Raw genomic sequence first — 20,109 nt, forward strand, 5'->3', positions numbered from 1 at the left:
CCGTCCATCATGGCATGGCGGCGCGCTTTTTGTCGAGGGCCGCATCGTCGGCCAGTGTCTCCGCCAGGACTTCCCGCGCCTTGGCCACGTAGCTGTGGCAGGCGCCGGTGTCGATGAAGGCGGCGTCGCCGCGCGTGGCCTGTTTCGCCTTGCGTTCCCACAGCCCGCCGAATTCAGGATGGGCGGAGATCAGCACATCGCACGGCAGCGTGTCGATGCTGGCCATCGAGCGCTCGATATCCGCCCGCGCCCGCGGGTACTGCGGATTGCGGCTAAAGCTGCGGCCTTCGGCGGCGATCCCGAACAAGCTGTCGGCGAAGACCACGTTGACGCTGCGGCCGTTTTCTGTGGCTTGCCAGGTCCAGCTCATGCCGCCCTTGGTGTGGCCCGGCGTGGCGTGCGCCGTTACCGCCAGCGCTCCGAGGCGGATCGTCTCACCATCGCGCACGGCGCGCAATTTGGCGATGGGCGACATCGGCGTCAGGCCTGGATACTGCGGATCGGATGGATCTGGCTGGCCGCTCTCCAGCGCATGAATGGCAGGCGCGCCGGCCAGCACCGTGGCGCCGCTCAGCTTCTGCAAGGCGGCGATGGCGCCGGCATGGTCCGGGTGCGCGTGCGAGTTGAGGATGTAGCGGATGTCTTCCAGCCTGAAGCCCAGCTGGCGGATGTGCGCCGCCACCTGATCCGCCGCCTGCGGGCCGCCAACATCCACCAGGATGTGTCCCGCCGGGGAGGTAATCAACACGGCGCTGATGCCGCCGGTGCCGACGTAATAAGTGCTGCCGTACAGCTGGAATGGCTCTTGAGGCGCATACCAGTCGGCCGCGCTGGCGTGGAGCAGGAATGCGGACAACAGGCCGCCGAGGATTTTCTTTTTCATGGTGAGGGTAGGGTTAGCGAGTGCGGGGAATGGCCCATTTCGATGCGGCGGTGATCATGTCGGGTCGGGTGGGCGTGTAGTCGCGGCGGCGGCTATATTCCGGCGTGTCGCCGACCGCGTACGACAGGCCGACCAGGATGAAAGGCGGGATGCCGACGCCGGCGCGGATGGCGCGCGTCAGCGGAAACGCATAGTCGGCGTCGGTGACGAACACCACCGGCAGAGCCGGTCCGCTTTCCGAATAGCCGGTGGGCAGGCTGACGAAGACTTGATAATCCCGCGCCAGCGCTTGGGCGCGCAGCGGGTTGACATCTTGCTGCGCGGCGCTGGCCGCTGCCGCTACTGCGATCAACGCGGCGGCAAATAGAACACGAAAAATAGGCATGAATACATCCGCTTGCGACTGGTGTATTCAGTATGCGACAAATGTCGCCGGCGCGCAAGCCTATAGATAGCGCGCCAGCAATGCCCGGTCCAGTGCCGCATCCAGCGCGATGCGGACGATGTGGCCGCTGCCGGGCGCCACGCGGATCTCGGCGCCGTCGTCGGACAGCATGCGGGTCAGCGCGATGTCGCGGTTGCCGCGCGGATGGATGACTTCCAGCCGGTCGCCGACGGCGAAGCGGTTCTTCACCTCCACCCGCGCCCAGCCGTCCGTCACGCTCAGCACATCGCCGATGTACTGGCTGCGGTTGGCCTCGGACGCGCCGCGCAGGTAGTTCTGGTGTGCCTGCGTGTGATGGCGCTGGTAGAAACCGTCCGTGTAGCCGCGGTTGGCCAGCCCCTGTAGCTGGCCCAGCAGGCCAACGTCGAACGGGCGGCCGGCCACCGCGTCGTCGATCGCCTGGCGGTACACCTGCGCCGTGCGCGCCGCGTAGTACAACGACTTGGTGCGTCCCTCGACCTTGAGCGAATCGACGCCGATGCGGACCAGCCGCTCGATGTGCTCGACCGCGCGCAGGTCCTTGGAGTTCATGATGTAGGTGCCGTGCTCGTCTTCGATGATGGGCATCAGCTGGCCGGGCCGGCCGCTTTCCTCGATCAGGTAGGCGTGGTCGGCCAGCGGATGGCGCGGCTGCTGGTGCAGCGACGACCAGGGCTGCTGCGCGGCCGCCTGGAGCGCCTGGTTGAACTGCAGCGGAATCACCTGGGCAAAATCGCCGGTGGCGTCTTCCTGCGCATGCTGCACCTGGTAATCCCAGCGGCAGGAATTGGTGCAAGTGCCCTGGTTGGCGTCGCGGTGGTTGAAGTAGCCCGACAGCAGGCAGCGGCCCGAGTAGGCGATGCACAGCGCGCCATGCACAAACACCTCCAGTTCCATCTCCGGGCACTGCTGGCGGATCTCCTCGATCTCATCCAGCGACAGCTCGCGCGACAGGATCACCCGCGTCAGCCCCATGCGGTGCCAGAACTTGACGTCGGCCCAGTTGACGGCGTTGGCCTGCACCGACAGGTGCACCGGCATCTCCGGCCACTTGTCGCGCACCATCATGATCAGGCCGGGATCGGCCATGATCAGCGCGTCCGGCCGCATGGCGATGACCGGTTCCATGTCGCGCAGATAGGTCTTGAGCTTGGCGTTGTGCGCGAAGATATTGCTGGCGACGAAGAACTGCTTGCCGCGCGCATGGGCGCCGGCGATGCCTTCCCCCAGCGCGTGCAGGGTGGAAAAATCATTGTTGCGCACGCGCAGGCTGTAGCGCGGCTGGCCGGCGTAGACGGCGTCGGCGCCAAAGTCGAAGGCGGCGTGCATCTTGTCGAGCGAGCCGGCGGGCAGGAGGAGTTCGGGAGCGTTGAGCATGAATGGCGGGCAAAGCCGGGGATTCTAGTGACGCTGTCCAGCCGCTTCCTTGCGCTAGATCAAAAAACGCTGACTTGCGGGGACGCCATGCCGCGCGCCGGCCTCCTGCAGGTAGCGGTGCAGGGCGTCGTCCAGCGCCGGCAGCAGCTGGCCGCGTTCGCTGCCCAGCGCGCCGTGGCGCGGCGGCGTGGCGGATCGGGTGGGCGTCACGGCGCCGCTGTCGACGCCGGCCAGCGTGGCGGCGCGCCGCGCCAGCTCTGCCCAGCTAAGCGCGCTGCCGTTGGTCAGGTGCCAGAGGCCGGCGGCGCGGTCGATCAGCAGGTCCAGGCAGGCGTGCGCCAGGTCGGGCAGGTAGGTCGGTGAGACGATGACGTCATCGGCGGCGGTGAACGGTTCGCCGGCCGCCAGCGCCGCCAGCGCGCGGCCGACGAAATGGTGGCCGTCCCATGGATCGAAGAAGGCGCTGGTGCGCACCATCAGCGCGGCCGGATGGATGGCCAGCACCCGCCGCTCGGCCTCGGCCTGGTTGCGGCCGTAAGCGCACTGCGGGCTGACCGGGTCGCTTTCGACATAGGGGCCGGCCTTGGCGCCGTCGAACACGCGGTCGCTGGAAAAACTCAGCAGCGCCACCGCGTGGCGCGCGCAGGCGGCCGCCAGCACCACCGGGCCGTGGGCGTTGTCGCGCAGGCAGCGCTCGGCATTGTGCTCGGCGGCCGGCACCGGCGCGTAACCGCCGGCGTTGACGATGGCCCACGGCTGGTAGCGGCGGATGGCGGCGTCCACCGCGGCCGGATCGGCGATGTCCATCTGCTGCCGCGTCAGCACGTGGCAGGGCAGGTGGCGGGCCGCGCAGACGCGGGCGAAGGCGCGCCCCAGCGTGCCGCTGGCGCCGCTGATCAGCAGCGGCTGCGCCGGCCCGTGTGGCGGCAGGTGGGCGTCCCACGGATCGGCGCCGAGGTCCACCGGCGGGTGCAGCAGCCGCTCGGGCCGGCGCCACCAGCCGGGCCCGCGCAACACCGGGCTGGAGGGCGGCCGGCCGCTGGCCAGTTCCTGCATCAGCGTGGCCAGCGCGGTCGGGCGCGGCGCGGGGCCGCGCAGGTCGTAGGCGCCGCTTTCGTAATAGCCGCGGCAGTCGGTGACCAGGCAGTTCCAGTCGTAGGCGCCCAGCAGCGACCAGGCGGTGACGGCGCGCACGTCGACGCCGCGCTGGCGCGCCTGGCCGGCCGCGTGCCAGATTTCCGCCAGCCAGCGCAATTGGTCCTCGCGGCGGGCGTCGAGGTGGGCCTCGGTGACCGCCAGCGGCAGGCCATAGCGGTGCCAGGCTTCCTCCAGCAAGGGGCCGATGCCGGCGCGCGGCCGGGCCAGTGCGCGCGCGGCCACCACGTCGGCGAAGCCCTCGGCGCCGACCTCGTGCGGCGGATAATGCGCGGCGCGGTGGTCCAGCCAGCGCTCGCTGGTGATGTAGTAGTTGACGCCGATGATGTCCGGCGGGCAGGGATGGGCGCGGAACCAGTCCAGCTCCCCGGGGCTGGCGCCGCTGTCGGTCAGGTAGCGCCACAGCGCGTGGCCGGGGCCGACCATGCCGCACAGCAGGTCCCACGCCAGCCAGCGGCGCTGGTTGTAAAAGCGCGCCTTGGCCGCCAGCGGCGCGGTGCCGTAGGTCTTGCCGAGATCGTCCGTCTGCACCAGCCTGGCGGCCGGGTTGACCGCGCGGATCGCGCGCATCGCCAGCACCACGCCGCGGCACTGGTTGAGCACGGCGCGCACGAAGGCGCGGTCGCTGCGCGCATGCGGATACCACAGGCCGTACAGCGCGGCAAAGCGGGCGGTGGTGCAGGGCTCGTTGACCGGCGTGTAGTAGTCCAGCCACGGATAGCGGCGCGCCACCGCGCCGGCGTACGCGGCCAGCTGCGGCGCGAAGGCCGGATCGGTCAGGCTGGTGTGGCGCGGGCCGCTGCCGTGGTGCACCAGGCCGGCGATCGGCGTGATGCCCAGGCGCTGCAACGCCGCCAGGCGCTGGTCCGGCCACGACCAGTCGGCGGTGTCGAGGCCGTCCGGCGCCACCAGCTCCCACAGCACCGGGTAGCGCAGGGCGCTGATGCCCAGCGCGGCAAAGCGGTCGAGATCGGAGATGCGCTGGTCGTGGCCGCTTTGCGCCATCTGGCTGAAATAGCGGTCGCCGACGCGGTTGACGGTGGCTTCCAGGCCGCCCCACAGTTGCAGTGGGGGCGCGTCGGTCGGTCTGCTCATGGTCTGCGTTGGGCTTGTCGGACAGGCGTCCAGTATGGATAAAAACCGCCGGCGCCAGCGCAGCGTTGCCTTTCGGACAGCCTTGTTGCGCGGGCGCTGCTACACTGGCTGCTACGACAAGGGGGGAGGGCGGATGACGGTGTTGCTTACCACGCTGTGGCCGGTGTTCACGCTGATCGTGGCCGGCCACCTCATGCGGCGGCGCGGATTTCCCGGCGCCGGCTTCTGGCCCGGCGCGGAAAAGATCAATTACTTCCTGCTGTTTCCGGCGCTGCTGTTTTCCAGCCTGGCGCAGGCGCCGCTGGACAATCCGGCGCTGCCGCGGGTGCTGGGCGCCGTGCTGCTGGGGCTGGGCGTGTGCAGCGTCGGACTGGCGGCCGCGTGGTGGTGGCGGCGCTGGCCGCAGGCGCGCTTCGGCGTGCTGGTGCAAGGCGTACTGCGCTTCAATACCTACCTGGGCCTGGCGGTGATCGGCAGCCTGTTCGGCAAGGCCGGGTTGGTGCTGGCGGCGGTGATTATTGCCGTCTACGTGCCGACGGTGAACGTGCTGTCGGTGCTGGCCCTCACGGCCGGGCGTGGCGCCGGCGCGCGGGCGCTGCTGTTGCCGATAGTGCGCAATCCGCTGATCCTGTCGTGCGTGGCCGGTGTGGCCTTCAACCTGAGCGGCCTGCAGTTGCAGTGGGGCGCCGACAAGCTGCTGACGCTGCTGGCCAACACCAGTTTGCCGCTGGGCCTGCTGAACGTCGGCGCCGCGCTCAATCCGCGCGAGCTGCGCGGCGAGTGGGGCGCGCTGCTCACCAACAGCCTGAGCCGCCTGGTGCTGGCGCCGCTGATCGCATTTGGCTGCGGCTGGCTGCTGCACCTGCCGCCGCTGGAACGCGCCATCCTGGCCCTGTTCTTCGCGTTGCCCACCGCGCCCACGTCCTATGTGCTGACCCGCCAGCTCAACGGCGACAGCCACCTGATGGCCGGCATTATCACGCTGCAAACGCTGCTGTCCGCGCTGAGCCTGATGGCCGTGCTTGTGTGCATTTCCATGATCCAGTCGTAATCGAGCGGCTGCATAATTATTAGAATTGATGCATGGCAGGCATTGTCCGTGCCGTTTTTCCTTTAATCGTTTTGGACAAGCTACGTGGGCATAACCAACCATCTCGGCAACTTGGGTGAGGACCTTGTCTCCCTGTTATTTCGCCGACGAATTGATAACGCCTACAGATTTTCTACTACCTTTCTCGGGGAAAAGGCGCAACTCCTGGACTTCATGGTTAACCTGCTGGATGATAGTGGTTCGGCATATGGCCCCTTCTTCTTTCTGCAGGTAAAAGCCACAAATAAGCCTTCACCGCCTGGTCAGCTTATCCCTGCGAGATTTACCTCAGATGAGGTGAAAAGGGCGCTGGCCCGTCGTTGCCCTGTTTACCTGGTGGCCGTGGCCTGTGTTGATGACGACTCCGAGGAAGTATTCGTCATTGCGGTTGAGACTACCCTGACTGGCGGAGTGGCTGGGGTTCCCCGGCTATTTTCGCTATCTGAAACGGGCACACGTCTGCAGATTTATAAAGAGGTCCAGACCCACTTCGGGTCTAAAATGGCAAGCTTCGAATCTCTATTAACGCGAAAAGCCCACGCTCAAAAAACACAGAAGCGGTCACATGATGGACAGCCCTGAAAAATTTGCGACCTCTCTTATTTCGCTTGCCTTGGTAAGGAAGGGCTACACCACGTCAAAAGAAATCCGATACGGCAATGGGCTACGTGCCGACCTTTTCGCCGTGGGAAAAATTGGCGATGTTGAAGAGAATTTTGTTGTCGAGGTCAGGGCCATACCTGACCATCGGTCCACTCCCCCAAAGCCCGACGCGTTAAGGGCGCGCTACAAGGCCGCTTTTGGTGTCACTGTTTATCTCGCGTTTTTCGTGGACAAGGAAGATCTGCTGATAGTTGATGACCAATTGCAGAAGCGTATGCGCTTCTCTGATGAACAGATTCGCCTGGAACCAATTTCCCTACAAGCTGCGCCTCGTCTGGATTTGACAACATCATGATTGGCCGGTGCGCCCCTAGCCCGATTCGGTCCACGCGCAACGGTCTCAACTGGTAGGGCGGCACCGGCAACGCGGAGCCGCCGGTTCATGCCGCTGCGGCCATCTGAACCTTGCTGTCGTCTTCATGCGCCAACTGCGCAGCCATCAATTGCCCGCCGTGCTGCTGCGCCCACAAAATCAGCGCTGCGAACGGCTGCTGGAGCGTCAGTCCGAGGGGCGTAATCGAATATTCCACCGCCACCGGCGAGGTTGCGATCACCTTGCGGTTGACCAGGCCGTTCCTTTCGAGCCGGCGCAGCGCCTCCGTCAGGGCCTTGTGGGTGATCGGATCGAGCCGGCGCTTGATGGCGTTGAAGCGGGACGGCCGCTCGCAGACCACGGCCAGGATCAGCACCGACCATTTGTTGGTGATCTGTTCGAGCACCGGCCTGGTGCTGTTGATTTCCGCGAGCAGGGCGTCGACGTCGTTGGGCATCAGTGGTTTCCTCCTATATATCTAGGCTATATCAAGTGCGTAATTGACACTAAATATACGGAATGTATCATGGGCCGTCCACTCATTTTTGAACCAGGAGCCCAGCATGTTGAAACTTCAAGGAAAAACCGCCCTCATCACCGGCGGCAGCAGCGGTATCGGTCTGGCCATCGCGCGCCGCTTCGCGGCCGAGGGGGCCAAGGTCTTCATCACCGGCCGCAGGCAGGCCCAACTCGACACGGCGCTCGCCGAGATCGGCGGCGACGCCGAGGCGGTCCCGGGCGACGTCACCAGCACCGCCGACCTCGACCGCCTGTTCGCGACGCTGGCCGAGCGCGCCGGCCAGCTCGACATTCTGGTCACCTCGTCCGGCGTCGCCGACTACGCGCCGCTGGACGAGATCACCGAGGACCATATCGACTGCATCTTCGACCTGAACGTGCGCGCGATGGTGCTGACCGTGCAGCGCGCCACCCGTCAGATGACAGCGGGCGGGACGATCGTGCTGGTCGGCTCGATCGCCGGCACCGTCGCCAATCCCGGCTATGCGACCTATTCGGCATCGAAGGCGGCGGTGCGCTCCTACGCCCGCACCTGGACCCATGAGCTGGCGGCGCGCGGCATCCGCGTCAACACGCTGAGCCCGGGCCCGACCGATACGCCGATGTTCGACGGCGTCAGCGACGCGCTGCGCGAAACGCTGACCAGCCGGATCCCGTTCCGCCGCCTGGGCCGGCCGGAGGAAATCGCCAGCGCCGCCCTGTTCCTGGCCAGCGACGACAGCAGCTTTGTCGGCGGCGCCGACCTGCATGTCGACGGCGGCATGGTGGCTTGAGCTGGATCTAAAGGGGAGGGAAGTCCGGGCGGGAAGATTTTCTGGTCCGGAAAACAAAAACGCCGACCTGCAGGGATCGGCGTTTGACATGTTCTTGGTGGCCCGGGGCGGAATCGAACCACCGACACAAGGATTTTCAGTCCTCTGCTCTACCAACTGAGCTACCAGGCCAAGGAGCAGAATTATAGCACGTGGAAACGGGATTGCAAGTAGCAATTTCGATTTCCTACAAACGCTATAATGCCCGGATGAACAAGCCCACCACCTCCGCGGCGCTGCGCGTGACCGATAGTGATATTTGCATAGTTGGCAATGGCGCGATTGCCAAGACCGCCGCGCTGGGCCTGGCCCAGGCCGGCCTGAGCGTGACGCTGCTCGGTCCGCCGGCCCCGCCGCCGGCCCCGGCCGCTGCCGCTGCGGGGTGGGATGCGCGCGTCTACGCGCTGAATCACACCGCCCATCATTTGCTGTCCTCGCTCAAGGTGTGGGACGCGCTGGACCACGCGCGCGTGGCGCCGGTCGAGGCGATGGTCGTCCATGGCGACGGCCCGCGCGCCGGCGGCCTGGCGTTCGATGCCTATGGCGCCCACACCACTACGCTGACCTGGATTCTGGAAGACCGCAACCTGAATCAGGCGCTGGACGCGGCGCTGCGCTTCGCCCAGAACGTCAAGACGGTCACCGGCCGCGCCATCGGCCTGCTGCGCGACGACACCCGCGCCACGGTGACGCTGGACGACGGCAGCAGTCTGCGCGCCGCGCTGGTGGTGGGCGCGGACGGCGCCCAGTCGTGGGTGCGCGGCCAGTGCGACATCGGCCTCGATTACCGCAGCTACAACCAGCGCGCGGTGGTGTCCAACTTCGCCTGCGAAAAACCGCACCATGGCGCCGCCTATCAATGGTTCACCGGCGCCGAGGGCATCGTCGCCTTGCTGCCGCTGCCGGGCAACCAGGTATCGCTGGTGTGGTCGGCGCCGGAGCAACTGGCCGACACGCTGCGCGCCGAGTCGGCACAGCAGATCGCCGACCGCCTGGCGGTGTTCGCCCACGAGAAGCTCGGCGCGCTGACGCCGCTGCAGCCGGAACTGGTGCGCGACTTTCCCCTGCGCCTGATCCGTCCGCACGCCATGACCGCGCCGCGCGTGGCCCTGATCGGCGACGCCGCCCACGTGGTGCACCCGCTGGCCGGCCATGGCATGAACCTCGGTTTCGGCGACGTCGCGCAGCTGATCAAGACCCTGTCCGAACGCGAGCCGCAGCGCGGCATCGGCGACGACCGCGTGCTGGCCCGCTATGCCCGCGCGCGCAAGGAGGACGTGCTGTTGATGCAGGTGACCACCGATGGTCTGGCGCGCCTGTTCGAGACCGATATCGAGCCCCTGCGCGTGGTTCGTAATTTCGGATTAAACTTGTTGGATAAATTACCTGTGCTGAAGCGCCGCCTGATCTCTCACGCGATGGGCAAGTAATCAGTCGTTACCGGAGAAGTTATGAGAAAGAGTAAGTCCGTTTTGCTGTCGCTGTCGGTGTTGATGGCATCCTGCGTCGGCGCGCAAAACCCGCCCAGCCCCGAGGCGATCAAGAAGCTGATCGAGCCGCGCCTGGGCGTGAACGTCAAGGTCGATTCGATCACCGAAACGCCTTACAGCGGCCTGTATGAAGTCCGCATCGGTAACGACATCCTGTACACCGACAAGACGGCCACGTACCTGATCAATGGTCATATTTTCAACCTGACCACCGGCGCCGACCTGACCCGCGAGCGCATCGACGACATCAGCAAGATCAAATTCTCCGACCTGCCGCTGGACAAAGCCATCAAGACCGTCAAGGGCGACGGCTCGCGCGTGATCGCGGTGTTCGAGGATCCCAACTGCGGTTACTGCAAGCGCCTGCGCCAGACCACGCTGAAGGAAACCGACAACGTCACGATTTACACCTTCATGTACAACATCCTGTCGGATGATTCGTTCGTCAAATCGAAAAACATCTGGTGCGCGCCGGACCGTGGCAAGGCCTGGGACGACTGGATGGTAAACGGCAAGGCCGCGCCGGCCGCTGCCGCCAAGTGCGACGCGCCGAACGACGAGGTGCTGGCGCTGGGCCACAAATTGGGCATCCAGGGCACGCCGGCGATCTTCTTCGCCGACGGCTCGCGCATCCCTGGCGCGATCGACGCCAAGTCGCTCGAAGAAAAATTCAAAAAAGTTAAGCAGTAAGCAGTAACCATCGCAGTCCAAACCAGGGAGACTTTCCATGATCACTTTGAACATCAACGGCAAAGATGTGCAGGTGGACGCCGATCCGTCGACGCCCATCCTGTGGGCCTTGCGCGATAACCTCAACATGACCGGCACCAAGTTCGGTTGCGGCATGGCGCTGTGCGGCGCCTGCACCGTGCACCTGGGCGGCCAGGCCATCCGCTCGTGCGTGACGCCGATTTCGGCGGCCGAGGGCCAGAAGATCACCACCATCGAGGCCATGGAAACCGACAAGGTCGGCAAGGCCGTGCAGGACGCGTGGGTCAAGATCGACGTGCCGCAATGCGGCTACTGCCAGAGTGGCCAGATCATGAGCGCCACCGCGCTGCTGCGCACCAACAAGAATCCATCGGACGCCGAGATCGACAACGCCATGGCCGGCAATATCTGCCGCTGCGGCACGTATCAGCGCATCCGCGTCGCCATCAAAGACGCTGCCAAAGCGATTGCCTGAGGAGGAGACCATCATGCGTATCGAATGGCTTAATCAGGACAGCATCGCCGGCGCTCCCGCGGGTGCCGCCGCTTCCGGCATGTCGCGCCGCGGCTTCATGAAAGCCGGCGCGGTCGCCGGCGGCGGCCTGGTGCTGGGCTTCTTCATGCCGGGCGCGGGCCGCTGGGCCAACGCGCAGCAGGCGCCGGCCAAGGTCTACGAACCGAACGCCTTCCTGCACATCGCGCCGGATAACACGGTGACGGTGCAGGTCAACCGCCTGGAGTTCGGCCAGGGCGTGCAGACCTCGCTGCCGATGCTGATCGCGGAGGAACTGGACGCCGACTGGTCGCAGGTGCGCGGCGCGCTGGCGCCGGCCGGCGACCAGTACAAGGACCCGCTGTTCGGCATCCAGATCACCGGCGGCTCGGGCAGCATCGCCCACTCGTACACGCAGTACCGCGAAATCGGCGCCAAGGCGCGCCAGATGCTGATCGCGGCGGCGGCCGAACAATGGAAGGTGCCGGCGGCGCAGATCAAGACTGTCAAGGGCACGCTGATCGGCCCCGCCGGCCAGAAGGCCACCTACGGCGCCATGGCCGACGCGGCGATGAAGCAGCCGGTGCCGGCCACCGTGCAGTTGAAGGACCCGAAGGACTTCACGCTGATCGGCAAGCCGGTGCGCCGGCTCGACGCGCGCGCCAAGTCCACCGGCAAGCAGACCTTCGGCATGGACTTCAAGGCGCCGGACAGCAAGGTGGCCGTGGTGGCGCGTCCGCCGGTGTTCGGCGCCAAGGTCGCCAGGTTCGACGCCAGCAAGGCCAAGGCCATCAAGGGCGTGATCGACGTGCTGGAAGTGAAGACCGACCGTGGCGGCAGCGGCGTGGTGGTCATCGCCGATGGCTACTGGCCGGCCAAGACCGCCCGTGAAGCGCTGGCCATCGAGTGGGACACCAGCGGCGTCGATAAGGTCAGCAGCGCCAAACAGGTGGAAGAATACAAGGCGCTGTCGCAGAAGGCCGGCACGCCGGTGCGCACCGCCGACACCTCGAAGATCGCTGGCGCGGCGAAGAAAATCTCCGCCGTCTACGAGTTCCCGTACCTGGCGCACGCGCCGATGGAGCCGCTGAACTGCGTGGTCGACCTGCGCAAGGATGGCTGCACGGTGTGGGCCGGCTCGCAGTTCCAGACCGTCGACCAGGGCGCGATCGCCGCCACCGCCGGCCTGAAACCGGAGCAGGTGGTGCTGAACACGATGATGGCCGGCGGCGGCTTTGGCCGCCGCGCGGTGCCAACCTCCGACTACCTGGTGGAAGCGGTCAACATCGCCAAGGTGTGGCAGGCAGCCGGCCACAAGGAGCCGATCAAGGTGATCTGGAGCCGCGAGGACGACATCAAGGGCGGCTACTACCGTCCGTCGCACGTGCACCGCGCCGATATCGGCCTGGATGCCAAGGGCGAGATCGTCGGCTGGGATCACGTGATCGTCGGCCAGTCCATCACCAGCGGCACGCCGTTTGAATCGATGATGGTCAAGAATGGCGTCGACGCCACCATGATCGAAGGCATGGGCGAGCCGTACGAAGTGCCGCTGAACCTGAGCGCGCACACCGTCAAGGCCAACGTGCCGGTGCTGTGGTGGCGTTCGGTCGGCTCGACCCATACCGCGTTTGTGATGGAAACCCTGATCGACGAAGCCGCGCACGCGGCCAAGATGGATCCGGTGGCCTACCGCAAGAAGATCATGGGCGAGAAGGGCAAGCGCCACGTGGCCGCGCTGGACCTGGCGGTGGCCAAGTCCGGTTACGGCAAGAAGGCTTTGCCGAAGGGCCAGGCCTGGGGCGTGGCGGTGCACGAGTCGTTCAACACCGTGATCGCCTACGTGGTGGTGGCGTCCGTGAAGAACGGCACGCCGAAGCTGCACAAGGTCACGGCGGGCGTCCACTGCAACACGGCGGTCAACCCGATGACCATCGAGGCGCAGATCCAGGGCGCGGCGCTGATGGGCCTCGGCATGACCCTGCCGGGCGCCGCCATCACGCTGAAGGACGGCGTGGTGGAGCAGCAGAACTTCAGCGACTATACCGTGGCGCGCATGACCGACATGCCGGCGATCGACGTGCACATCGTGCCATCGAATGATCCGCCAACCGGCATGGGCGAACCAGGCCTGCCGCCGCTGGCGCCGGCCTTCGCCAACGCGCTGTTCAAGCTGACCGGCAAGCGCCTGCGCAAGCTGCCGTTCGATCTGCAAAGCGCCTGAGCGGGATGGCGGTAACCGGCATCCTGCTGGCAGCCGGACGCGGTCGGCGTTTCGACCCGTCCGGCGTACAAAACAAACTGCTGCAAACGCTGGCCGACGGCGACGTGGTCGTCGCCGCCAGCGCAAGGAATATGCTGGCCGCGCTGCCGCGCGTGCTGGCCGTCGTCCGCCCGGGCGACGACAAGGTGGCCGCGCTGCTCGGCGGGCTGGGATGCGAAGTGCGCGTGTGCGCGGAAGCGGATCTCGGCATGGCCTCCTCGCTGGTGACGGCGATCGAACATACCAAACAGGCCGAGGGCTGGGTCATCGCGCTGGGCGACATGCCTTACATAAGTCCGAAGACCATCCGTGCCCTTGCCGCTAAAATAGAACAGGGCGCGCACATCGCGGCACCTGTATTTGAAGGGCGGCGCGGCAATCCGGTCGCCTTCGGCGCATACCATTTGCCGTTGCTGCTGGCGCTGGACGGCGACCAGGGCGCGCGCGCGATTTTAAAAAGCCACCCGGTCAGCGACGTGGTGGTCGATGACGAAGGCGTCGTGCGCGACATCGACACAAGACAGGACTTATGATGAAAAAACCGAGCAAAACTCTCCCGGCGATCGCCTATACCATCGTCGGCCATGACCTGGCGGCGCACTTGTTCCACGTCTCGGTCACGGTGGCGTCGCCGGCCGAAGGCGGGCAGATTTTCGCGCTGCCGGCGTGGATCCCCGGCAGCTACATGATCCGCGAGTTCTCGCGCAATATCGTCCGCATCCGCGCCGAGTCCAAGGGCGAGGCGGTCGAGCTGACCAAGCTGGATAAGCACTCGTGGCAGGCGGCCCCGCTGGCCGACCGCGCTGCCGCGCTGACGGTGCATTACGAAGTCTACGCCTGGGACCTGTCGGTGCGCGCCGCGCACCTGGACCAGAACCACGGCTTCTTCAACGGCACCAGCGTGTTCCTGCGCGTGCTGGGACAGGAGGAAGAACCGCACGTGGTCGACATCCAGCGTCCGGCCGACGAAGCGGCCGCCACCTGGCGCGTGGCCACCTCGCTGCCGGAGTTGAAGGCGAAACGTTATGGTTTTGGCACCTACATCGCATCCAATTACGATGAGCTGATCGACCATCCGGTGGAGCAGGGCGACTTTGCGCTGGCCACCTTCAAGGCGCACGGCGTCCCGCACGACATCGTCATCACTGGCCGCGTGCCGAACCTGGACCTGGCGCGGCTGAGCGCCGACCTGAAAAAAATCTGCGAAACGCAAATCGCCTTCTTCGAGCCCAAGTCCAAGAAAGCGCCAATGGACCGCTATGTGTTCATGACCATGGCGGTGGGCGACGGCTACGGCGGCCTGGAACATCGCGCCTCGACCGCGCTGATCTGCAACCGCAACGACCTGCCGACCACCTCGGCCGCGGGCAAGGAGATCAGCGACGGCTACCTGCAATACCTCGGCCTGTGCAGCCACGAGTATTTCCACACCTGGAACGTCAAGCGCATCAAGCCGGCCGCGTTTGCGCCTTACAACCTGCAAGTCGAAAATTATTCGCCGCTGCTGTGGCTGTTTGAAGGCTTCACCAGTTATTACGATGACCTGATGCTGGTACGCGCTGGCATTATTGGCGAGCCGGCCTATTTCAAATTGCTGGGTAAAACCGTCGGCAGCGTATTGCGCGGTGCCGGCCGCTTGAAACAAAGCGTGGCCGATTCCAGTTTCGACGCCTGGGGAAAATATTATCGCCAGGATGAAAATGCGCCGAACGCCATCGTCAGTTATTATACCAAGGGCTCTTTAATCGGCCTGGCGCTGGATTTAAGTATTCGGGCCAAAACCGGCGGCAAGAAATCGCTGGATGATGTCATGCGCGCATTATGGCAGCGTTATGGCAGCGACTTTTATACCGGCGGCGGCCGTGGCGTAACGCCGGCGGAAGCCGAGGCTTTATTTGATGAAATCAGCGGCGGCCGTTTTAAACCATTCTTCGATAAATATATTCGCGGCACCGAAGATTTACCGCTGGCGAAATTGCTGGCGCCATTCGGGGTTAAATATAGCGATGAGCGTAAATCGTCCAAGCCGAGTTTCGACGCCAATCTGGGCAAAGACGGGAATGATTGCAAACTGTCGGCCGTCCATGAAAATGGCGCTGCCCACCAGGCTGGATTATCGGCTGGCGATATTCTGATGGCCGTGGGTGGCTTGCGCGTCACCGCGACCAATCTGGATAACCTGCTGTCTCGTTACGCGGTCGGCGATACGGTGGAAGTCCATGCGTTCCGCCGTGACGAATTAATGACTTTCCAGCTGACGCTGCAAGGCGATCGCGTGCCCGGCATTACCCTGGCGCTGGAAGCGGCGGGCAAGAAATCCGTCGGGCCGCTGCGCCCCAGCGCAAGCCGCTAAAACAACGTTCTCCCGGCCGCATCCACGGATGCGGCCTTTTTTTGGCCCATTTTATGCCAGTTTTTGGCATGTACTCGCCAATTTCCAGCGCAAGCCGGCCGGAATTTCCCCCGCCGATGCTTTGTGGTTTAGAATCAGCGCAGATGAATTTGCCTGATCCCTCCACCATATTGCTGATGGCGACGCTGATGGCCGGCGCCATGAGCGTTGTGCTGTACTCCGCCCACTTGAACTTCCCCAAGGAAATCCACGGCTTGCGCGAATGGGCGCTGGCGCTGGTATTGTTGGTGGGCGGCGTGGTGCTGCTCGCCGTGCGCGGCACGTCCGATAGTTTGCTCTTGTTTGCCAACATCGTAATGACTTGGGGGCTGGGATTAATGATGATCGGCACGGAGCGGTTTTATGGCATTAAACCGTCGTGGCGGCTGTTTCATTTAAGCTGGATAGGCATCGCCGTGTTGCTGGCTTACTGGTTATGGATGAAGCCGGATTTTCTGACGCGCGTCGCCGTTTCTTCCGTCGTGGTATTTACGCTGCATGCGCGTGCGATATTCATTATTCTGAAACATGGCGATCGCCATTTTTCGATGTGGTTTTTCGTTTCCTTGATGCTGGTCGAGTCCATTATGGTCGCGGTGCGCGGCATATTGGCGGTAACCAGCGACAGCGATGTGAATCTGCTTGGCAACGGGGTTTTCGCGCGCTTGTATCTGGCCAGCGCACAATTCATGACTTTGATGATGACGGTGGGGTTTATGACCGTTTGCACGCGGCGCCTGCAGATTACGCTGGAACGCCGCTCGACGCTGGATCCATTAACCCAGACGTTAAACCGCCGCGGTTTCGCCGATATTTACGCCAAAGAGCATGCATTGATGCGCCGTGAAAGCACGTACATGACCATGCTGAATATCGATATCGATTACTTTAAAAGAATTAACGATAATTTCGGCCATGCCATTGGCGATTGTGTCTTGGTCGACATGGCGCAGATGATCGCCAAGGCGCTGCGCGCCTCCGACCACGTGGCCCGTTTCGGCGGTGAGGAATTTGTTGTGCTGCTGCCCGCCACCGGCCTGGATCGCGGCCTGCATATCGCCGAGCGCATCCAGGCGGCGCTGAAAACGGTGCGGCCGGAGGTGCCGCCGTACACCGTCAGCATCGGCGTCGCCTGCCAGACCAGCGCGGATGAGAGCCTGGACAGCCTGCTGATCCGCGCCGACAAGGCGTTGTATTGCGCTAAAGAAAAAGGCCGCAACCGTTACGAAGTCGCGGACGAGGTGGCGCAGCCGCTGCTGGCCACGGCTTAGCCGAACAGGCGGGCCAGTTCGGCGCCCGGATCCGGCGCGCGCATGAAGGCTTCGCCGACCAGGAAGGCATGGACATTCGCGTCGCGCATGGTCTTGACGTCGGCCGGCGCCAGGATGCCCGATTCGGTGATGACCAGCTTATCGGCCGGCATGCGGTCCAGCAGGCCGAGGGTGTTTTGCAGCGACACCTCGAACGTGCGCAGGTTGCGGTTGTTGACGCCGACCAGCCGCGTTTTCAGCTTGAGCGCGGCGGTCAGTTCGTCGCCGTCGTGGGTTTCCACCAGCACGCCCATGCCCAGTTCGTGGGCCACCGCTTCCATTTCCGCCATCAGGCCATGATCCAGCGCCGATACGATGAGCAGGATGGCATCGGCACCCATCGCGCGCGCTTCGTAGATCTGGTAGATGTCGATCATGAAGTCCTTGCGCAGCACCGGCAGCGAGCAGGCGCCGCGCGCTTGCTGCAAATAGGCCACCGAACCCTGGAAGAACTGCTCGTCGGTCAGCACCGACAGGCAGGCGGCGCCATTGGCTTCGTAGGTCGCGGCGATTTCGGCCGGCCGGAAGTCGGCGCGGATGACGCCTTTCGATGGCGAGGCTTTCTTGATTTCGGTGATGACGCCCGGTTTGCCGGCGTCGACTTTCGCGCGCAGGCTGGCTTCGAAGCCGCGCAAGCCGGCGCGCAGTTCGGTGTTGGACTCCACCTCGTCGCGCAGGCTGGCGAAGCCGCGGTACTTTTTGGCGGCGGCCACTTCGTCGGCTTTGACGGCCAGGATTTTGTTCAGAATGTCAGACATGATTAACGTTGCTCCGAGAGTGCAAGGCGCACGCCGAGGGCCAGGAACAGGCCGCCCATGGTGCGGTTCAGCCATAGCGACAGCAGCGGCTTGATGGTCAGGCGCGTGCTGGCGAAGGCGGTGAACAGGGCCAGGCCGTGGCAATACAGCATGCTATTCAAATTGAAAATCGCGCCCAGAATAATGAAGGCCAGCGGCTTGTTGGCGGAATCGGCAGCGATAAACTGCGGCACAAACGCCAGGAAGAACAGCGCCACCTTGGGATTCAGGACATTGGTCAGGAAGCCCTGCAGGAAAATTTTGCGCCAGGCCAGCGGTGGACGCGCGTCGCCGGCTGGCTGCGCGGCGCGCGCCGCCGCCACGTCGGCGGCCGCACCGGCATCCTCGCGCAGCTTGGCGCGCAGCATGCCGATGCCCATGTAGACGATGTACGCCGCGCCGACCCACTTCACCACCGTGAAGGCGGCGGCGGAGGTCGACAGCACGGCGGACAGGCCGAGCGCCGCCGCCAGCACATGCACCATGGTGCCGGTGCCGATGCCCAGCGCGGCGGCCGAGCCGGCGCGCCAGCCTTGCGTGGCGCTGCGCGTCATGATCAGCAGCGAGTCGGGACCGGGCATGATGTTCAACAGCAGGCCGGAGATGATAAACAGCGCCAGATCGTGAATTCCAAACATATCGTTATCCTCTGCATCGTCATTCCCGCGCAAGCGGGAATCCATACACAGCATGAGTTTCCGCTTGCGCGCTTAGTGGCCGAGGTCTTGCGTAACCTGAACGAATTGATCGATCTTGCGCAGCGCCGCGCCGGAGGTGATGGCGAAGCGCGCGCGCTTCAGGCCATCCTCGATCGAGCTGGCCACGCCGGCCGCGTACAGTGCGGTGCCGGCGTTCAGCGCCACGATGTCAAACGCCGCACCCGGCTCGCCGCGCAGCGCTTCCATCATGCGCTGCCTGGACTCGGCCGCGTCGGCCACCTTCAGGTTGCGGCTGGCGATCATCTGCAGGCCGAAGTCCTCCGGGTGAATCTCGTACTCGCGGATCTCGCCGTTAATCAGTTCACCGACCATGGTGCCGGCGCCCAGCGACACCTCGTCCATATTGTCTTTTCCGTAGACGACGATGGCATGCTGCGCGCCCAAACGCTGCAGCACCCGTACCTGAATCCCCACCAGGTCAGCGTGGAACACGCCCATCAGGATATTTGGCGCCCCGGCCGGATTGGTCAGCGGACCCAGGATGTTGAAGATGGAGCGCACGCCCAGTTCCTTGCGCACCGGAGCCACGTGCTTCATGGCCGCGTGGTGATTCGGCGCGAACATGAAGCCGATGCCGGTCTGCGCGATCGACTGCGCGATCTGCTCGGGCTTGAGGTTGATGTTCGCGCCCAGCGACTCGATCACGTCCGCGCTGCCCGACGACGACGATACGCTGCGGCCGCCGTGCTTGGCCACGCGCGCGCCCGCCGCCGCCGCCACGAACATCGCGGTGGTGGAGATGTTGAAGGTATGCGCGCCATCGCCGCCGGTGCCGACGATGTCCAGCAGGCCGGTGGTATCGGCCATCGGCACCTTGGTCGAGAACTCGCGCATCACCTGCGCGGCGGCGGCGATTTCGCCGATGGTTTCTTTTTTCACGCGCAGCCCCATGGTCAGGGCCGCGATCATGGTCGGCGACATTTCGCCGGACATGATCTGGCGGAACAGGTGCAGCATCTCGTCGTGGAAAATCTCGCGGTGTTCGATGCAACGCACCAGCGCTTCTTGATAAGTGATAGGCATGGCGGACTCTCTTTAATCAGCGTACGAGGAAGTTCTTCAGCAGCTTGTGGCCGTGTTCGGACAGGATGGACTCGGGGTGGAACTGCACGCCCTCGATGTCGTATTCCTTGTGCCGCACGCCCATGATTTCGCCATCGTCGGTCCATGCCGTGACTTCCAGGCAGGACGGCAGCGAGCTGCGCTCGATTGCCAGCGAGTGATAGCGAATCACCGTGAAGGGGGAAGGGATGTCCTTGAAGACGCCCACGCCCGTATGCGCGATTAAAGAGGTTTTGCCATGCATGACCTGCTTGGCGCGAATGATCTTGCCGCCGAACGCTTCGCCGATGGCCTGGTGGCCAAGGCACACGCCCAGGATCGGCTTCTTGCCGGCGAAGTGCTTGAGCACTTCAATCGAAATGCCCGCCTGCGACGGGTCTTTCGGACCCGGCGAAATGCAGATGTGGTCCGGGTTCAGCGCCTCGATTTCCGCGATGGTGATTTCATCGTTGCGGTAGACGCGCACGTCCTCGCCCAGTTCACCGAAGTACTGCACGATGTTGTAGGTGAAGGAGTCGTAATTGTCGATCATCAGCAGCAT

20 protein-coding genes and 1 tRNA gene are annotated in these 20,109 nt (G+C 64.5%); 11 read left to right on the forward strand and 10 right to left on the reverse strand.

What is annotated here, in order from left to right; translation table 11 throughout:
* Positions 1 to 7 precede the first annotated feature (7 nt).
* From bla to FHW58_RS26780, 4 genes are read right to left on the reverse strand one after another with little or no spacing between them, the layout of a single operon-like run.
* The gene (bla, locus tag FHW58_RS26765) at positions 8 to 883 is read right to left on the reverse strand and encodes a subclass B3 metallo-beta-lactamase (protein ID WP_179676241.1); all 876 of its coding nucleotides are present in this window, start codon (positions 881 to 883) and stop codon (positions 8 to 10) included.
* 13 nt (positions 884 to 896) lie between these two features.
* Positions 897 to 1,268, reverse strand: a complete 372-nt coding sequence (locus FHW58_RS26770) for a hypothetical protein (RefSeq protein ID WP_179676242.1) — start codon at positions 1,266 to 1,268, stop codon at positions 897 to 899.
* A gap of 60 nt (positions 1,269 to 1,328) precedes the next feature.
* On the reverse strand, positions 1,329 to 2,684 hold the full coding sequence (yegQ, locus tag FHW58_RS26775) for a tRNA 5-hydroxyuridine modification protein YegQ (RefSeq protein ID WP_179676243.1): 1,356 nt from the start codon (positions 2,682 to 2,684) through the stop codon (positions 1,329 to 1,331).
* A 54-nt stretch (positions 2,685 to 2,738) separates the two neighbouring features.
* Positions 2,739 to 4,934 carry a family 1 glycosylhydrolase gene (locus FHW58_RS26780; RefSeq protein ID WP_179676244.1) on the reverse strand — a complete coding sequence of 732 codons (2,196 nt, stop codon included), beginning with the start codon at positions 4,932 to 4,934 and terminating at the stop codon, positions 2,739 to 2,741.
* Positions 4,935 to 5,067: 133 nt separating this feature from the next.
* Between FHW58_RS26780 and FHW58_RS26785 the strand changes: the two genes are divergently transcribed.
* From FHW58_RS26785 to FHW58_RS26795, 3 genes are all read left to right on the forward strand, one after another.
* Positions 5,068 to 5,985 (forward strand): AEC family transporter, encoded by a 918-nt coding sequence (locus FHW58_RS26785; protein ID WP_179676245.1) that lies wholly within the window; start codon positions 5,068 to 5,070, stop codon positions 5,983 to 5,985.
* Positions 5,986 to 6,069: 84 nt separating this feature from the next.
* On the forward strand, positions 6,070 to 6,606 hold the full coding sequence (locus tag FHW58_RS26790) for a hypothetical protein (protein WP_179676246.1): 537 nt from the start codon (positions 6,070 to 6,072) through the stop codon (positions 6,604 to 6,606).
* Entirely contained in the window at positions 6,590 to 6,982 is a 393-nt protein-coding gene (locus FHW58_RS26795; protein WP_179676247.1) for a hypothetical protein, read from the forward strand. Before FHW58_RS26790 ends, FHW58_RS26795 begins: the two co-directional genes overlap by 17 nt.
* Positions 6,983 to 7,067: 85 nt before the next feature.
* Here FHW58_RS26795 and FHW58_RS26800 read toward each other — a convergent pair whose 3' ends face one another.
* Positions 7,068 to 7,457 (reverse strand): helix-turn-helix domain-containing protein, encoded by a 390-nt coding sequence (locus FHW58_RS26800; RefSeq protein ID WP_179676248.1) that lies wholly within the window; start codon positions 7,455 to 7,457, stop codon positions 7,068 to 7,070.
* Positions 7,458 to 7,563: 106 nt separating this feature from the next.
* Between FHW58_RS26800 and FHW58_RS26805 the strand changes: the two genes are divergently transcribed.
* Entirely contained in the window at positions 7,564 to 8,292 is a 729-nt protein-coding gene (locus tag FHW58_RS26805) for an SDR family NAD(P)-dependent oxidoreductase (protein ID WP_179676249.1), read from the forward strand.
* Between the two features lie 95 nt (positions 8,293 to 8,387).
* Here FHW58_RS26805 and FHW58_RS26810 read toward each other — a convergent pair.
* A tRNA-Phe gene (locus FHW58_RS26810) sits at positions 8,388 to 8,463 on the reverse strand.
* Positions 8,464 to 8,540: 77 nt separating this feature from the next.
* Here FHW58_RS26810 and FHW58_RS26815 point away from each other — a divergent pair.
* From FHW58_RS26815 to FHW58_RS26845, 7 genes are all read left to right on the forward strand, one after another.
* Positions 8,541 to 9,761 (forward strand): FAD-dependent monooxygenase, encoded by a 1,221-nt coding sequence (locus FHW58_RS26815; RefSeq protein WP_179676250.1) that lies wholly within the window; start codon positions 8,541 to 8,543, stop codon positions 9,759 to 9,761.
* A 21-nt stretch (positions 9,762 to 9,782) separates the two neighbouring features.
* Positions 9,783 to 10,511, forward strand: a complete 729-nt coding sequence (locus FHW58_RS26820) for a DsbC family protein (protein WP_179676251.1) — start codon at positions 9,783 to 9,785, stop codon at positions 10,509 to 10,511.
* 37 nt (positions 10,512 to 10,548) lie between these two features.
* Positions 10,549 to 11,007, forward strand: coding sequence for a (2Fe-2S)-binding protein (locus tag FHW58_RS26825; protein WP_154360144.1), 459 nt, complete (start codon positions 10,549 to 10,551; stop codon positions 11,005 to 11,007).
* 13 nt (positions 11,008 to 11,020) lie between these two features.
* Entirely contained in the window at positions 11,021 to 13,249 is a 2,229-nt protein-coding gene (locus tag FHW58_RS26830; RefSeq protein WP_179676252.1) for a xanthine dehydrogenase family protein molybdopterin-binding subunit, read from the forward strand.
* 5 nt (positions 13,250 to 13,254) lie between these two features.
* On the forward strand, positions 13,255 to 13,821 hold the full coding sequence (locus FHW58_RS26835; protein ID WP_179676253.1) for an NTP transferase domain-containing protein: 567 nt from the start codon (positions 13,255 to 13,257) through the stop codon (positions 13,819 to 13,821).
* A complete protein-coding gene (locus tag FHW58_RS26840) occupies positions 13,821 to 15,641 on the forward strand; it encodes a M61 family metallopeptidase (RefSeq protein ID WP_179676254.1) in 1,821 nt (606 codons plus the stop codon). Before FHW58_RS26835 ends, FHW58_RS26840 begins: the two co-directional genes overlap by 1 nt.
* Before the next feature lie 143 nt (positions 15,642 to 15,784).
* On the forward strand, positions 15,785 to 16,951 hold the full coding sequence (locus FHW58_RS26845) for a GGDEF domain-containing protein (protein WP_229265509.1): 1,167 nt from the start codon (positions 15,785 to 15,787) through the stop codon (positions 16,949 to 16,951).
* On the opposite strand, the gene trpC is transcribed toward FHW58_RS26845, so the two are convergent.
* The 4 genes from trpC to FHW58_RS26865 all read right to left on the reverse strand — a co-directional run bounded on the left by trpC (position 16,948) and on the right by FHW58_RS26865 (position 20,109).
* A complete protein-coding gene (gene trpC / locus FHW58_RS26850; protein WP_179676255.1) occupies positions 16,948 to 17,748 on the reverse strand; it encodes an indole-3-glycerol phosphate synthase TrpC in 801 nt (266 codons plus the stop codon). The two genes, FHW58_RS26845 and trpC, sit on opposite strands and share 4 nt — an antisense overlap.
* 2 nt (positions 17,749 to 17,750) lie before the next feature.
* Positions 17,751 to 18,425, reverse strand: a complete 675-nt coding sequence (locus tag FHW58_RS26855; RefSeq protein ID WP_179676256.1) for a LysE family translocator — start codon at positions 18,423 to 18,425, stop codon at positions 17,751 to 17,753.
* A gap of 72 nt (positions 18,426 to 18,497) precedes the next feature.
* Positions 18,498 to 19,529: an anthranilate phosphoribosyltransferase gene (gene trpD / locus FHW58_RS26860; protein WP_179676257.1), complete on the reverse strand. Its 1,032-nt coding sequence runs from the start codon at positions 19,527 to 19,529 to the stop codon at positions 18,498 to 18,500.
* Between the two features lie 16 nt (positions 19,530 to 19,545).
* Positions 19,546 to 20,109 carry an aminodeoxychorismate/anthranilate synthase component II gene (locus tag FHW58_RS26865; RefSeq protein ID WP_179676258.1) on the reverse strand — a complete coding sequence of 188 codons (564 nt, stop codon included), beginning with the start codon at positions 20,107 to 20,109 and terminating at the stop codon, positions 19,546 to 19,548.

This window comes from Duganella sp. 1224, assembly GCF_013408245.1.
In the GTDB taxonomy this organism is placed as follows: domain Bacteria; phylum Pseudomonadota; class Gammaproteobacteria; order Burkholderiales; family Burkholderiaceae_D; genus Rugamonas.